This is a genomic window from Agromyces sp. NBRC 114283, assembly GCF_030268405.1.
Lineage (GTDB): Bacteria > Actinomycetota > Actinomycetes > Actinomycetales > Microbacteriaceae > Agromyces > Agromyces mediolanus.
Map to the genome: position 1 here is coordinate 903,133 of NZ_BSQP01000001.1, position 13,820 is coordinate 916,952.

Here is a 13,820-nt window from a genome sequence, read left to right on the forward strand (position 1 = left end):
GGATGGCGGGCCGGCGCGACTGGCACACTGAGGGCATGGCAGCAGCGGGCGCGGGATCGGCGGATGGCTCGGCCGAACTGGCCCGGTTGAACCTCCTCGTCTCGCCGCTGCGGCGCGCGCTGCTCAAGGGCGCGCGTGCCGCGGCGGAGCTCCCCGACATCCCCGACGCCCAGATCGAACTGTTGCGCGCCGTGCCCCGCGGTGTGCAGAGGTCGCCGGGCGAGCTCGCAGCCGAGCTCGGGCTGGGGCGCTCCACCGTCAGCAATCTGCTGAAGCTGCTGGAGCAGGCCGGGCTCGTCGAGCGGGCTGCGGGCGGCAGCGACGGCCGCCGGGTCGCGGTGCGGGCGACCGAGCGGGCGCTCGATCTGCTCGAGCGATTCGACCGGGCGAGCGGGGCGCTCGTGGCCGAGGCGGCGGCGGGGCTCGGCGGCGACGAGCGCCGCGCCCTCCTCGCCGCGGTCCCGGTGCTCGAGCGGCTGCGCGAGCTCGTCGAGGCTCAGAGCGAGGCGAGCAGGGCCTCGGCGGCGGCGCGGACCCGCCCATGAGCGAACGGAACGACCCCCTGATGGAACCCGCCTTCGAGTACTGCTTCGAACTGCGGTGCCGCGTCGACGAGGCGATCCCGCTCGGCGGTTCCGAGCCGGAGGAGGGCCTGCACTTCGCCCGCGTCTCCGGTGGCGACTTCGACGGGCCGAGGCTCCGGGGCCGGGTGCTGAACAGCGGCGGCGACTGGTGGGTCGCGCGCGGGCTCACGGTCGAGCTCGACGCCCGCTACGTGATCGAGGCGGAGGTGACCGACGGCACGGCCGGCGTCGAGGTCGTCAACCGCGGCGTCTGGCGCACCGACGAGGCGAACTACGCACGCCTCGTCGCCGGCGAGGAGGTGGGCGAGCGCGAGCTCTACTACCGCACGGCGTTCCGGTTCCGCACCGAGCATCCGGAACTCGGATGGCTCGTCGAGTCGCAGTTCGTCGGCTACGCGCGGCCCGAGCCCGGGCACGTCGTCATCCGCGTCTTCCGCCTCGTCTGAGCCGGAACCGCCGTCCTTCCGACTTGCCCAACTTTCATGAAAGTCGGGCAGGTCGGAGAAGGGGGCAGCGCCCGCGCACGCAGAAGACCCCGGCGCTGCCGGGGTGTCAGCCGAACGTCGGAACGTCAGCCGCGCGTCGCGAGGGAACCGGTCTCAGGCCCGCTGGGAGCCGTCGCCGGGGACGTAGTGGTCACTGCCGTCGTCGGCATACTCCGACCACTTCGACAGATCGTCTTCGTACTTGTCATCGTCCGAGCCCGCGAGCTCGCGCTCAAGCGCGTTGTAGTCGGTGTCGGGGCTGAAGTACTTCAGCTCCCGTGCGACCTTGGTGTGCTTGGCTTTCTGACGGCCGCGCCCCATGCGTGACCCCCTTACGGCTTCTGGCCGGGCGGAATGTGCTTCGCCCGGCTCGTTCTTGGCGGAAATAGTTCGTGCCGTAAGTTTAGCACCGACGAACGCTCGCCTTCTCGGCTGCGAACCCCCTGATGCTGCTGCACGGACCGCCGGATTCATGCTGAGATGGAGGGGTGATGTCTTCCCCGCCCGCCCGCGTCAAAGTCGCGGTCGTCGGCGCGGGTCAGGCGGGGCTCTCGGTGGCGTACTACCTGCGCCGCTTCGAGCTCGTCGCCGACGAGGATTTCGTCGTGCTCGATCGCGCACCGGGGCCCGGCGGCGCCTGGCAGCACCGCTGGTCGTCGCTGAAGCTCGGCACCGCGCACAAGGTCAACGACCTGCCCGGCATGGCCGAGATGGGGCTCAGCTTCGAGACCGCCGATCGCACGCAGCCCGCCCGCGAGATCGTCGCCGACTACTACCGCCGCTTCGAGGAGCACTACGAGCTGCGGGTGCACCGGCCCATCGAGGTGCGCCGCGTCTCGAACGAGGGCGCCGACCTGCGCATCGCCTACCGCGACCTGCGCACGCCCGACGAGCCCGCGCCCGCCCCCGAGGAGCAGCAGGTGCGCGGCTTCTTCGGCCGTCGCCGCAAGACCTTCGCCGTGCCGGCCGCGCCGAAGCAGCCGGGCGGCACCCTCGACACGCAGATCCTGGTGAACGCGACCGGCACCTGGGGCTCGCCGTTCGTGCCCTACTACCCGGGCATGACCGACTTCCGCGGCCGGCATCTGCACACCTCCGACTACACCGACGCGGAGTCGTTGCGCGATCAGCACGTCGTGGTCGTCGGCGGCGGCACCTCGGCGATCGGCTTCATGCTCGAGCTCGAAGACGTCGCGGCATCCCTGACCTGGGTCTCCCGCCGTCCGATCGACTGGCTCGACCGGCAGGAGCTCGACCTCGAGGGCGCCTCGGCCGCCGTCGCCGCGCAGGACGAGGCGGCGCGCTCGGGTCGGGCGCTGCCCTCCATCGTGAGCGGCACGGGCGTGCCGAAGAACCGCCGCATCGCCGCGGGCATCGAGCGCGGGCTGCTCGTCGCGAAGCCGATGTTCGACCGCATCGAAGCGGATCGAGTGGTGTGGGACGACGGCACCGAGGCGCGGGCCGACGTCATCATCTGGGCCACGGGCTTCCGGCCGGAGCTGCGGCACCTCGCCCCGTTGAAGCTGCGCGAGAAGTCGGGCGGCGTCACGGTCGGCCAGGGCGCGACGTGGGGCGACCCGCGGGTCTTCCTCGCCGGCTACGGGCCGCAGGCCTCCACGATCGGCGCGAACCGGGCCGGGCGCATGATCGCCCGGCAGATCATGGCGATGCTGTAGCGGCTCAACCCGTTGCGGCGGGCGGCGCGGGCGGGGCCTGCGCCTGACGCACCGCGCCGACCGAGGCTGCGATCACGAGCGCGACGGCGAGCCCGCCGACCCAGGTGAAGCGCTGGCCGAGCAGCAGCAGGCCCGTGAGGGTCGCGATCGCCGGGGCCAGGCTCATCAGCACCGCGAAGGTGCCCGCGCGGAGCCGGCGCAGCGCGATCAGCTCCAGCGCGTACGGGATCGTGGAGGAGAGGATCGCGACCGCCGCACCGAGGCCGAGCACCTCCGGCCGCAGCAGCACGGCTCCCGAGCTCGCGATGCCGAACGGCAGCACCGCGACGGCCCCGACGGCCATCGCCAGCGCGAGCCCCTCGAAGCGCGGGAAGCGCTGCCCGGTGCGCGCCGACAGCAGGATGTACCCCGCCCACGTCGCCCCGGCCCCGGCCGCGAAGACGACGCCGATCGGGTCGAGGTGGCCGAAGCTGCCCTGGCCGAGCAGCACGACGCCGACCGCGGCGAGCCCGGCCCACAGCCACGAGGAGGCGCGCCGCCCAGTGATCACCGAGAGGGCGAGCGGCCCGAGCACCTCGATCGTGACGGCCGCGCCGAGGGGGATCCGCTCCAGCGAGAGATAGAACAGCGCGTTCATGAGCGCGAGCACGAGCCCGAAGCCCGCGACGGTCAGCCAGTCGGCACCGCTGCGGCCGCGCAGCCGCGGCCGGGCGATCGCGAGCAGGATGACGGCCGAGAACACCAGGCGGAGGCTCACCATGCCGAGCGGTCCGACGCTCGGGAAGAGGATGACGGCGATCGCCGCGCCGACCTCCTGGCAGGCGAGGCCGAGCACGACGAGGGACGTCGCGGCGACAGCCCCGCCGCGCGCCGCGGGCTTCGCGGTCACGCGCCGCCGTCGCGGGCGAGGCCCCCGAAGTCGCCCGCCGTGACCACCGCGTACGAGGCGGCGACGACGCGCTCGAGCACCGCCAGGTCGAGCTGCTCCAGGTCTTTCAGATAGAGGCATCCGACGCCCGTGGTGTGCGGACCGAGCGTCGCGAGCTCCGCCTCGTACGCGCCGACGCCGTCGGCGAGGTAGACGGTCGTCGCGGGCTTCCGCGGTGAGAACGCGGCCGCGGGCGCATCGCCCTCGCGCCCGCTCGGGTAGCGGTAGTGGTACTCCCCGAAGGCGACGATCGACGGACCCCACATGCGCGCGGGCTCGCCCGTCACGCGCGACATCAGCGCCAGCAGGGTGTCGGCGTCGCGGCGCCGCACGGGGTGCGTCACGCCGTCGAGGAACTCGCGCACCGAGGCATCCAGCGTCATGCTCGCGAGCCTACCGCCGGCGGTTCGCGTCGGCGCCGGGGACGGGACGCCTGGGCACCGGGCGCACCGGCTCGCCGCGCCGGTCCTGACCGGGCAGCGGTCGCGAGCGGCGGCCGTAGATCATGTCGCTCGAGTCGAGCAGCCACGGCACGAGCGCGACGGTGACGCCGTGCACGAGCATGAGCTTCTGCCGGATGCGCCGCGCCTTGTGGTTGTGCAGGATGTTCTCCCACCAGTGGCCCACGATGTACTGCGGCATGTACACCGTCACCACCTCGGAGCCGTGCTCCTCGCGGTGCTGCTTGATGTACTTGATCAGCGGGTAGCTGAGGTCGCGGTACGGCGAGGCGAGGATGCGTAGCTTCACGTGGATGTTCTGCTTCACCCAGTCGCGCTTCAGCTGCTTCGTCTGGGCCTCGTCGATCGAGACGTGGACCGCCTCGAGGCTGTCGTGCTTCGCGGCGATCGCGTAGTCGAGGGCCTTCAGGGTCGGCTTCTGCATCCGCCCGACGAGCACGATCGCGTGATCGCCCGCCGAGCCGAACGTCGTCGTCGCGTCGACCTCGATCTCCTTCTCGACGTCGCGGTAGTAGCGGTGCACGCCGAGCATCAGCAGGAACAGGATCGGCATCATCAGGAAGACCATCCACGCGCCGTGCGTGAACTTCGTGATCGTCACGACGATGAGCACGACCGCGGTCAGGCTCGCGCCGAAGGCGTTGATGCACAGCGAGCGGATCATCGCCCCGCGCGTCATCGGCCGCTCGTCGTCGGCCGCGGGCCCCGGTCGGCCCCGCTTCCGATGGCTCGCGGGGGGCTGGCGCAGCAGCCGGAGCCAGTGCCGCACCATGCCCGACTGGCCGAGCGTGAACGACACGAACACGCCGATGATGTAGAGCTGGATCAGCAGGGTCAGGTTGGCCTGGAAGATGACCAGGATGATCGCCGCCGCCGTCGCGAGGATGATGACGCCGTTCGAGTAGATCAGCCGGTCGCCGCGCGTCGACAGCGACTTCGGCGCGTAGCCGTCGCGGGCGAGCACCGAGCCGAGCAGCGGGAAGCCGTTGAAGGCGGTGTTCGCGGCGAGGAGCAGCACGAGGGCGGCGGCCGCCTGGATCACGAAGAACAGAATCGAGCCGTTGCCGAAGACCGCCGCGGCGATCTGCGCGATGAGGCTCGGCTGCGGCGCGGTCGCGCACTCGTCCCAGCCGATCAGGCTGCACGGGTCCTCGGCGTAGTGCACGCCGGAGACGAGGGCGAGGGTGGTCAGTCCGACGAAGAGCACGATCGCGAGGCCCGCCATCAGCATCAGGGTCTTCTGCGCATTGCGCACCTTCGGTCGGCGGAACGCGGGCACCCCGTTCGCGACCGCCTCGACGCCGGTGAGGGCGGAGCATCCGCTCGCGAAGGAGCGCAGCAGCAGGAGGACGAAGGCCGCCTGCGCGAGCTGCTCGCCCTCGACCTGGTACGCCGCGGACTCCGCCACGGGCGGGTTGCCCATCAGGATCTGCACGAGACCCGTGCCGATGAGCAGCAGCACGCTCGCCGCGAAGAGATAGGTCGGCACGGCGAACGCCTTGCCGGACTCGCTCACGCCGCGGAGATTCACCGCGGCGAGCAGCACCACGAAGAGCACGGCGAGCTCCACCCGCCACGGGTTCAGCTCGGGGAAGGCGGAGATGATGTTGTCCACGCCCGAGGCGACCGAGACGACGACCGTCATCACGTAGTCGACGAGCAGGGCGGATGCGACGAGCACGCCGGCCTTCTCGCCGAGGTTCTTGTGCGCCACCTCGTAGTCGCCGCCGCCCGAGGGGTACGCCCGGATCAGCTGCCGGTAGCTCAGCGCCACCGTCGCGAGCAGCAGCACGACGACCGCCGCGACCCACGGCGCGAACGCCAGGAACGCGAGCCCACCGGCCGTGAGCACCATGAGGAGCTCCTGCGGCGCGTACGCCACCGAGGAGAGCGCGTCGCTCGCGAACACGGGCAGCGCCACGCGCTTCGGGAGCAGCTGCCCCTCGAGTCGCTCCGTGGGCAACGGGTCGCCGATGATCCAGTGCTTCGGCGACTTCAGTTCTGCGGGCGGTTCCTCCGCCTCATTCGTCACGGCGGACGACACTACACCCGCTGGGGCGGCTGTCAAGTCGGCTTGCTACCCTGGAGCGCGATCCCGCCGGACGGCGGGGATCCCGCCCGATTCCCGGCGGGTCGAGACGCCGAGATCGGACCGAGACGTGAACCGTGCGACGCAGCTCGCGCGCGGAGCCGCCGCCGCAGCGGTGGCCCTGTTCCTCGCAGCGTTCTCGCACGGCGTCGCCGCGGGCGAGGCGCCCGGGTGGCCTGGCCTCGCCCTCTCCGCGTTCGTCGCGCTCGCCGTGTCGGTCGCCCTCGTCGGGCGGCGCAACTCGCCCCTCCGCGTGGTGCTCTCGACCGCGGCGAGCCAGCTTGTCTTCCACCTGCTCTTCTCCGTCGGCGCGGGCGCCGGTGGCGGCGCGCTGCTCCGCGTCTCGGGGGACGCGCATCACCCGACCGTGACGATGCTGCCGGATGCCTCGGCGGGGTCGCTCGCCTCCGGTGCGGCCGTCGTCGGGCACGGGCACACGGATGCCGCGATGCTCCTCGGCCACGTGCTCGCCTGGCTGGCCACCGTCGCCTACCTGCTCGCCGTCGAGGCCGCCGCCTGGCGCGCGCTGCGCCGCGCCGCCCAGGCCGTGCTCGTGCGCGCCGTCGACGAGGCATCCGCGCTCGCCGCCGTCCCCGTCCCCGCCGGCCCGCTCGTGCGACCGCTCGCCCGCGACCGCGCGCGCCTGCGCGGCCGTCAGCTCCTCGCCCAGCTCCGGCACCGCGGCCCGCCGCGCCACCCCGCCTTCGCCTGAACCCGGCCGCACCGCGGCCACCACTCGCGTCCGCTGGCCCCCGCGCCCCGGACGCACGAAGACGGGAACCCCCCCATGCACCGCACTGCCACCACCGCCGCCGCCACCGTGCGCACCGCCTCGCCTCGCCGGCTGCTCGCCCTCGGCGCCGTTGCGCTCGCCGCCACCGCCTGGCTCGGCCTCGCGAACGCCCAGTCCGCCTCGGCTCATGACGAGCTGATCGCCTCCAGCCCGGAGCCCGGCCAGGTGCTCGAGACCTCGCCCGCCGAGGTGAAGCTGACCTTCTCGGACGACATCATCCCCGTCGGCACCGCGATCGAGGTCGTCGACCACCACGGCGAGGCGATCGACTCGGGCGAGGCCGCCGTCGCCGGCCCCGACGTGACCGCGACGCTGCCGGCCGACCTCTCCGGCGAATACCAGGTCCGCTGGCGCGCCGTGTCGAGCGACGGGCACGTCATCGACGGCACGATCGACTTCGGCGTCGGGGTCGGGGCGACCGGCACCTGGACCGAGGAGGCGCCGCACGACGACGCGGCCGCGGGTGACGACGGGCACGAGGACACGGCCGCGACCGAGCACGACGAGGCCTCGGCCGGCCCCGACGGCTGGGCGATCGCCGGCATCGCGGGCGGCATCCTGGGCGTCGCCGCCCTCGCCGCCGCGATCGTCGTCGTCGCGCGCGCCCGTCGCCGCGGCCCCGAGGCCTGACCCGTCCCTGCACTCCTCCTCGAGTTGCCCGACTTTCATGAAAGTCGGGCAACTCGAGCGGGTGTCGGCGGGTGTCGGCGGGTGTCGGCGGGCGGTCAGCGGGCGAGGAGGTACCCGGCGCCCGCGGCCGCGAAGCCGAGCACGAGGGTGACGAAAACGTTGAGGAGGGCGGCCCGCCAGCGGCCGCCGTCGAGGAGCTCGATCGTCTCGACGCTCCAGGTGCTGAACGTGGTGAGCCCGCCGCAGAACCCGGTCACGAGGATGAGCCGCCAATCGGCCGAGACCGCGGCGCGCTCCGCGAGCCCGAGCACGACGCCGGCGACCGCCGAGCCGACGACGTTCACGATCAGGATGCCGCCGGGCAGGTGGCCCGGTCGCACCGGGAAGCGCCGCGACAGCAGGTAGCGGATGACCGCGCCGAGGCTGCCCGCGATCAGCACGGTCGCGATCACGAGCGGGCTGAGCGCGGTCACAGCGTCTCCCCGGAGTCGGTGATCGTGTCCGGCATGCGGCGGCGGCCGATCCGCGAGCCGAGCCACAGTCCCGCCGCCGCGGCCGCGAGGCCGGCGAGCACGGAGATCACGAGGTAGAGCGCCGCGGTGAGGTGCTCGCCCTCGCGCTCGAGCACGACGAGCGAGGCCATCACGGCCGACAGCGTCGTGAAGGAGCCGAGCACGCCCGAGCCGACGCCGGCCTTCAGCCAGGCGGGCGTCGAGGGGCGGCGCCAGAGCCCGCCGGCGAGCCAGCCCAGCGCGAACGCCCCCGCGAGGTTGACGAGCAGCGTCTCCAGCGGGAACTCGTGGTCGGCGTGCGGGAACGCGAGGTCGAAGACGAGGCGCAGTCCGGTGCCGAGGAGCCCGCCGACGGCGACCGCGAGGATGTTGCGCACGTGTCGAGGGTAGCGCCGCTCTGCCGGATCAGCGCTCGGCGAAGGTGCCGAGCACTTCGGCGCGGACCTCGGCGAGCCGGGCCCGCAGCAGGTCCACGGTGGCGGGGGCGACCCGCCCACGGCTCGCCTGCCGGCGCAGCTCGGTGCGCAGTTGCTGGCGGAACTCGTTCAGCACCACGTCGGCCTCGTGCACGGCACGGTTCGAGTCGGCGTGCAGGTTGATGGTCTCGCTCCGCACGCTCGTCGCGGAGCGCTTGGCCTCGCGGGCGGCGCTCGCGAGCTCGGCGCGGAGCGAGCGCATCGCGTCGTCGACGTTCTGCCGCACGTCCTGCGCGAGTCGACGCACGGAGTCGGTGACGTCGTTCTCGATGTCGTCGAGCTCGTGCCGCCGGGCGTCGAGCTCCGCACGGCCGGCGTCGGTGATCTCGTAGATCGACTTGCGGCCGTCGCTCGTCTTCGTGACGAGCCTCTCCTCCTCGAGCTTCGCGAGGCGCGGGTAGATGGTTCCGGCGCTCGGGGAGTAGGTGCCGCCGAAACGCTCCGACAGGGCCTGGATGAGCTCGTAACCGTGCCGCGGACGCTCCTCGAGGAGGGCGAGCAGGTACAGGCGCAGGCTGCCGTGCGCGAAGACCGGCGGGGTCATCGGGATGCCTCGTCGCCGGAGGATGTCGCTGACGAGGCATCCGCCGTCTCCGCGACCGTGCGGCGCAGCACCGAGATGTTGCCCGAGACGCTGTTGGCGCCGAGGTCGAGCCAGGTGCCGGCGAGCTCGCCGACGACGCGCTCGAAGCCCTTGCCGCGCATGCCCTTCACCGTGATGTCGTCGAGCACGAGCGTGCCGGCGACGGTGTTGATGCGGTAGCGCGCGCCGGCGCCGCCGGCGAAGCGCACCGTGAGGTCGCCCGAGACGGTGTTCGTGTCGATGCGGTCGGGGGTGCCGTGCGCGTCGACGATCATGTTGCCCGAGACGGAGTCGGCGTTGAAGCTCGTGATCTCGCCGGTCGCGATGATGTCGCCCGACACCGTGTGGGCGGTGATGCGGCCGACGTGGTTGCCGACCGAGATCTCGCCGGAGACGCCGGACAGCTCGAGGTCGCCGTCGTGGTTGTCGATGACGAGCTCGCCGGAGACGGTGCTGAGCTTCGCGTCGCCGTCGAAGCCGGACACGAGCGCGTCGCCGGAGACGACGCCGAGCTGCAGCACGACGTGGCGCGGGGCGAGGATCGAGACCTCGGCCTTCGCATTGCCGGCCCAGCCCTTGAACGCGATGATGAAGTTGTCCCAGCGCAGCTGGGGGTGGTCGATCTCGAGCACGTCGCCGTCGATGGAGACGGCGAGCTCCTTGCCGGTGACGGAGGAGACTTCGACGCGGGCACCCGGCTCGTCGTGCGCGATGACGTCGACCTTGCCGCCGAGGAGGCTCACCTTGAGCTTGCGGACGAGCTCGAGGTCGATGGTTCGGGACTCGCCGGGGGCGATCACCCACTTCTCGATGGACATTGCGACTCCTTGCTGAACGATGACGCGATATATCGCGTTTACGTACGACACGATATATCGCGTCTCCGGCTCGTGCAAGGGGTGTCGGGGAAAACTCAGGCAGCACGGTTTGACCTTGACGTAGCGTCAAGTTCTACGGTGAATCTCGGAGGTTGAGACGTGGACTGGTCGATTCAAGAGATCGCGAAGCTCGCCGGGACGACGAGCCGCACCCTGCGGCACTACGACGACATCGGCCTGCTCGCGCCCACGAGGGTCGCCGGCAACGGCTACCGCCACTACGACGAGCGCGCGCTCGTGCGGCTGCAACGGATCCTGCTGCTGCGCGAGCTCGGGCTCGGCCTGCCCGCCATCGCCGAGGTGCTCGAGGGCGACGCCGACGAGGCGCGCGCACTCGGGGCGCACCTCGGCTGGCTGCGGCAGGAGCAAGGCCGGCTGGCGCGGCAGATCGCGTCGGTCGAGAAGACCATCACGGCATTGGAAGGAGGTGAACGACTGATGGCAGACGAGATGTTCGACGGCTTCGACCACACCGTCCACAAGGCGGAGGTCGAGGAACGCTGGGGCGCCGAGGCGTACGCGGCGGGCGACCGCTGGTGGCGCGGACTCGGCGAGACCGGGCAGCGCGAGTGGAAGGCCCGCACGGCGGAGCTGTCCCGCGACTGGACCGCGGCGGCCGAATCCGGGCTCGCCCCGGACGGCGCCGAGGCGCAGGCGCTCGCGAAGCGCCACGTCGAGTGGCTGACGGGCGTGCCCGGCACGCCCGCGGCGGTGCCCGGCGGCGACGTCAAGGGCTACGTGCTCGGCCTCGGCGAGATGTACGTCGCCGACCCGCGCTTCGGCGCGAACTACGGCGGCCAGGCCGGCGCGGAGTTCGTCCGCGACGCGCTGCGCAGCTACGCCGAGCGCGAGCTCTGAGCTCGCGCTGGTTTCGCTCCGAGTTGCCCGACTTTCATGAAAGTCGGGCAACTCGTGTATCTGGAGTGCGGGAGCGGGTGCGCTGCGGCCCCCGAGGTGTCCCGGCCTGGGGGCCGCAGCGGTCGGTGGGCGCCGCTCAGTGCGGCGCGGCGGCGGTGGGATGCGTCGGCGCAGCCGTCTGCGCCGAGGCATCCTGCGGCGAGGCATCCGTCGGCGGCGCTGCCGTCAGCGAGGCGCCCGCTGGGCGGCGCTCGCGCACGGCGAGGAGCGGCAGCGTGACCCCGCAGAGCGGGCCGATGAGGATCGCGAACGCGACGGTGCCGAAGCCGACGTCGCCGCCGAGCAGCCAGCCGATGCCGAGCACGGTGACCTCGACGATGGTGCGGCCGACCCAGATCGGCCAGCCGGTGCGCGCATGGATGCCGGTCATCAGGCCGTCGCGCGGGCCGGGGCCGAAGCGGCTGCCGATGTAGAGGCCGCTCGCGACGGCGAGCAGCAGCAGGCCGTCCGTGAAGAGCAGGATGCGCTGCCAGAGCTCCGGCGGGGTCTGGATGAGCCAGAGCCCGAGCTCGATGCTCGGCCCGATCAGCAGGATGTTCAGCACCGTGCCGAGCCCGGGGCGCTGGCGCAGCGGGATCCACAGCAGCAGCACGAGCAGCCCGACGATGTTCGTGAGCCAGCCGATGCCGATGCCGGTGAGGTGGGAGAGGCCCTGGGCGAAGACGGTCCAGGGGTCCACGCCGAGGGCCGCGCGGATCATCATGGCGTCGGCGATGCCGTAGAGGACGAGGCCGATGAGCAGCTGAGGGATCCGGCGGAGCATGAGAGCCATCCAATTCCAGAATTGGACTGTCGACAAGAGGCCAATTCTCCTAAAGTGGATCGCATGGCGGATGCCTCGATCAGCGCACGCGCGCTCGTGACCCTGCTCGGCGACTGGCGCGACGCCGGCACGGGGCCGAGCGGTCCCGCCTACGCCGCCCTCGCCGACCGAGTGCGCCTGCTCGTGCTCGACGGCCGGGTGAGCGTCGGCACGCGGCTGCCGGCCGAGCGCGAGCTGGCCGAGCGACTCGGCGCGAGCCGCACCACCGTCGCCGCCGCGTACCGGCGGCTGCGCGAGCAGGACCTGCTGCGCAGCATCCGCGGCTCCGGCAGCGTCACGCGCCTTCCCGGTGCGCCCGCCGTGCTGCCCGCGCCGCCCGCCGTCGAGCACCTCGACCTGTCGAAGGCCGCCCCGCCGGCCCTGCCCTGGCTCGCCGACGTCGCCCGCGACGCCGTCGAAGAGCTGCCCGCGCAGCTCGCCGGCTCGGGCTTCGACCCGGTCGGACTGCCCGAGCTGCGCCTCGCGATCGCCGAGCGGTACACCGCGCGCGGGCTTCCGACCGCACCCGAGCAGGTGATGGTGACGATCGGCGCGCAGCATGCGATCGGGCTGCTCTCGAAGGTGCTCGTCGGCCGCGGCGACCGCGCCGTCATCGAGGCACCGACGTACCCGCACGCCTACGAGGCGCTGCGCGCCGCCGGCGCCCGGCTCGTTCCGGTGCCGGTCGCCCCGCACGATGCCGGCGGGCTCGACGTCGACGACGAGGTGGGCGCGCTCGTCCGCGCCTTCGGCCATGCCAATCCCTCGACGGCGTACCTCATGCCCGACTTCCAGAACCCGACCGGCCGCTCCCTCGACGAGGACGGCCGCGCGCGAGTGCTCGATGCGGCCGCCCGCCAGGGGGCCGTGATCATCGCCGACGAGACGACCGCCGAGCTCGACCTCGACCGCGAGGCCGCCCTCCGCCCCTTCGCGGCCTACGGCCCCGTCGGCTCCGCCGTGCTCGTCGGCTCGCTCGGCAAGACCGTGTGGGGCGGCATCCGCGTCGGCTGGATCCGCGCCGAGCCCGCGCTCATCCGCCGCCTCGTGGCCATCCGCGCCCCGGGCGACCTCGGCACGCCCATCCTCGAGCAGCTCATCGCGACCCGGCTGGTGCGCGGCATGGACGAGATCCTCGCGTTCCGCCGCGCCGAGCTCCGTCAGGGCCGCGACCTCCTCGAGGCGAGGCTGGCCGAGGCGTTCCCGGGCTGGCACGTACCGCACGTCGACGGCGGCATCGCGACCTGGATCGGGCTCGGCGCGCCGGTCAGCTCGCAGCTCGCGCTCGCCGCCCGGGCGCAGGGCCTGCTTATCGCAGCCGGCCCCCGCTTCGGCATCGACGGCGCGTTCGAGCGCTACCTGCGGCTGCCGATCTGCCTGACGCCCGACACCATCGACGAGGCGGTGCAGGCGCTGTCGCGGGCCTGGCTCGCCCTGCCCGGCACGGCTGCGCCGGAGGCGGGGCTGCTCGCCGAGGTCGTCTAGCCGCCGCGTGTGGAGCTACGGACAGATCTGCGTGTACGCCTGCGGGGTGGGCAACCAGTTCCCGTTCCGGTTCTTCATCGCGAGCTGGATTCCGACGCAGCCCCGGTAGGCGTTCCGTGAATCGACGGTGATCGCTCGGGTCTGGTACTTGAACCGCCCCTCATCGCCCTTCGTGCCGACCGCCAGCGACATGTAGCTCTCCACGCCGTAGAGCGGCCCGGCCTTCATGGCGACGGCGCAGACCTTGGTGCCAGTGCGGTAGATGCCGAGCTTGCCGACCACCGTGCCGCTCGCGTTGCGGAGCTGCATGGTCTTCACGTGGTTCTGGCTGCAGGCGTACGCCGGCGCGGCCTGAGCGGCGACGCCTGGCGCGAGCGCTCCGAGGGTGCCGAGGAGCACGGCGGCGCCGAAGCCGGCGACGGTTCGCGCGAATGACCTGCTCATGATCCGACCTCGTCTCGTTGGGGATACCAGCATGGCAGAACGCGGAGGCATCCGGAATGGGGAGCAATCCCCATCG

At 72.5% G+C, this 13,820-nt stretch carries 17 protein-coding genes; 7 read left to right on the plus strand and 10 right to left on the minus strand.

All coding sequences use genetic code 11. The features are described from left to right. The first annotated feature begins 35 nt into the window (after positions 1–35). Entirely contained in the window at positions 36–545 is a 510-nt protein-coding gene (locus QSJ60_RS04315) for a MarR family winged helix-turn-helix transcriptional regulator (protein ID WP_285462747.1), read from the plus strand. Beyond that, positions 542–1,030 (plus strand): DUF3237 domain-containing protein, encoded by a 489-nt coding sequence (locus tag QSJ60_RS04320; protein WP_285462748.1) that lies wholly within the window; start codon positions 542–544, stop codon positions 1,028–1,030. Before QSJ60_RS04315 ends, QSJ60_RS04320 begins: the two co-directional genes overlap by 4 nt. Positions 1,031–1,183: 153 nt before the next feature. Here QSJ60_RS04320 and QSJ60_RS04325 read toward each other — a convergent pair whose 3' ends face one another. Next, a complete protein-coding gene (locus QSJ60_RS04325) occupies positions 1,184–1,390 on the minus strand; it encodes a DUF3073 domain-containing protein (protein ID WP_189083317.1) in 207 nt (68 codons plus the stop codon). A 170-nt stretch (positions 1,391–1,560) separates the two neighbouring features. Between QSJ60_RS04325 and QSJ60_RS04330 the strand changes: the two genes are divergently transcribed. Then, positions 1,561–2,745: an NAD(P)-binding domain-containing protein gene (locus tag QSJ60_RS04330; RefSeq protein WP_230763630.1), complete on the plus strand. Its 1,185-nt coding sequence runs from the start codon at positions 1,561–1,563 to the stop codon at positions 2,743–2,745. A gap of 4 nt (positions 2,746–2,749) precedes the next feature. On the opposite strand, the gene QSJ60_RS04335 is transcribed toward QSJ60_RS04330, so the two are convergent. The 3 genes from QSJ60_RS04335 to QSJ60_RS04345 are packed head-to-tail and all read right to left on the minus strand — an operon-like array spanning position 2,750 to position 6,166. Beyond that, entirely contained in the window at positions 2,750–3,634 is an 885-nt protein-coding gene (locus tag QSJ60_RS04335; RefSeq protein ID WP_285462749.1) for an EamA family transporter, read from the minus strand. Next, positions 3,631–4,056, minus strand: coding sequence for a DUF1801 domain-containing protein (locus QSJ60_RS04340; RefSeq protein ID WP_285462750.1), 426 nt, complete (start codon positions 4,054–4,056; stop codon positions 3,631–3,633). Before QSJ60_RS04340 ends, QSJ60_RS04335 begins: the two co-directional genes overlap by 4 nt. Before the next feature lie 10 nt (positions 4,057–4,066). Beyond that, on the minus strand, positions 4,067–6,166 hold the full coding sequence (locus QSJ60_RS04345; protein WP_285462751.1) for an APC family permease: 2,100 nt from the start codon (positions 6,164–6,166) through the stop codon (positions 4,067–4,069). A gap of 127 nt (positions 6,167–6,293) precedes the next feature. Here QSJ60_RS04345 and QSJ60_RS04350 point away from each other — a divergent pair, with 127 nt between their 5' ends. Then, positions 6,294–6,935 carry a hypothetical protein gene (locus QSJ60_RS04350; protein WP_285462752.1) on the plus strand — a complete coding sequence of 214 codons (642 nt, stop codon included), beginning with the start codon at positions 6,294–6,296 and terminating at the stop codon, positions 6,933–6,935. A gap of 75 nt (positions 6,936–7,010) precedes the next feature. Beyond that, positions 7,011–7,646, plus strand: coding sequence for a copper resistance CopC family protein (locus tag QSJ60_RS04355; RefSeq protein ID WP_285462753.1), 636 nt, complete (start codon positions 7,011–7,013; stop codon positions 7,644–7,646). A 95-nt stretch (positions 7,647–7,741) separates the two neighbouring features. On the opposite strand, the gene crcB is transcribed toward QSJ60_RS04355, so the two are convergent. The 4 genes from crcB to QSJ60_RS04375 are packed head-to-tail and all read right to left on the minus strand — an operon-like array spanning position 7,742 to position 10,035. Next, the gene (gene crcB, locus QSJ60_RS04360) at positions 7,742–8,119 is read right to left on the minus strand and encodes a fluoride efflux transporter CrcB (RefSeq protein WP_285462754.1); all 378 of its coding nucleotides are present in this window, start codon (positions 8,117–8,119) and stop codon (positions 7,742–7,744) included. Continuing rightward, on the minus strand, positions 8,116–8,535 hold the full coding sequence (locus QSJ60_RS04365; RefSeq protein ID WP_189083322.1) for a FluC/FEX family fluoride channel: 420 nt from the start codon (positions 8,533–8,535) through the stop codon (positions 8,116–8,118). The genes crcB and QSJ60_RS04365 overlap by 4 nt, the downstream gene beginning before the upstream one ends. A 28-nt stretch (positions 8,536–8,563) precedes the next feature. After that, on the minus strand, positions 8,564–9,178 hold the full coding sequence (locus QSJ60_RS04370; RefSeq protein WP_285462755.1) for a PadR family transcriptional regulator: 615 nt from the start codon (positions 9,176–9,178) through the stop codon (positions 8,564–8,566). Beyond that, the gene (locus QSJ60_RS04375; protein WP_285462756.1) at positions 9,175–10,035 is read right to left on the minus strand and encodes a DUF4097 family beta strand repeat-containing protein; all 861 of its coding nucleotides are present in this window, start codon (positions 10,033–10,035) and stop codon (positions 9,175–9,177) included. The genes QSJ60_RS04370 and QSJ60_RS04375 overlap by 4 nt, the downstream gene beginning before the upstream one ends. A 159-nt stretch (positions 10,036–10,194) precedes the next feature. Here QSJ60_RS04375 and QSJ60_RS04380 point away from each other — a divergent pair, with 159 nt between their 5' ends. Further along, complete coding sequence (locus QSJ60_RS04380) at positions 10,195–10,953, plus strand: MerR family transcriptional regulator (RefSeq protein ID WP_230763648.1); 759 nt, start codon at positions 10,195–10,197, stop codon at positions 10,951–10,953. Positions 10,954–11,089: 136 nt separating this feature from the next. Here the strand turns inward: QSJ60_RS04380 and yczE are convergent, their stop codons facing one another. Continuing rightward, positions 11,090–11,776, minus strand: a complete 687-nt coding sequence (gene yczE, locus QSJ60_RS04385; RefSeq protein ID WP_285462757.1) for a membrane protein YczE — start codon at positions 11,774–11,776, stop codon at positions 11,090–11,092. Positions 11,777–11,839: 63 nt separating this feature from the next. Here yczE and yczR point away from each other — a divergent pair, with 63 nt between their 5' ends. After that, positions 11,840–13,300 (plus strand): MocR-like transcription factor YczR, encoded by a 1,461-nt coding sequence (gene yczR, locus QSJ60_RS04390; RefSeq protein WP_285462758.1) that lies wholly within the window; start codon positions 11,840–11,842, stop codon positions 13,298–13,300. A 15-nt stretch (positions 13,301–13,315) separates the two neighbouring features. Here the strand turns inward: yczR and QSJ60_RS04395 are convergent, their stop codons facing one another. Continuing rightward, positions 13,316–13,744 (minus strand): hypothetical protein, encoded by a 429-nt coding sequence (locus QSJ60_RS04395; protein ID WP_230763654.1) that lies wholly within the window; start codon positions 13,742–13,744, stop codon positions 13,316–13,318. Positions 13,745–13,820 lie beyond the last annotated feature (76 nt).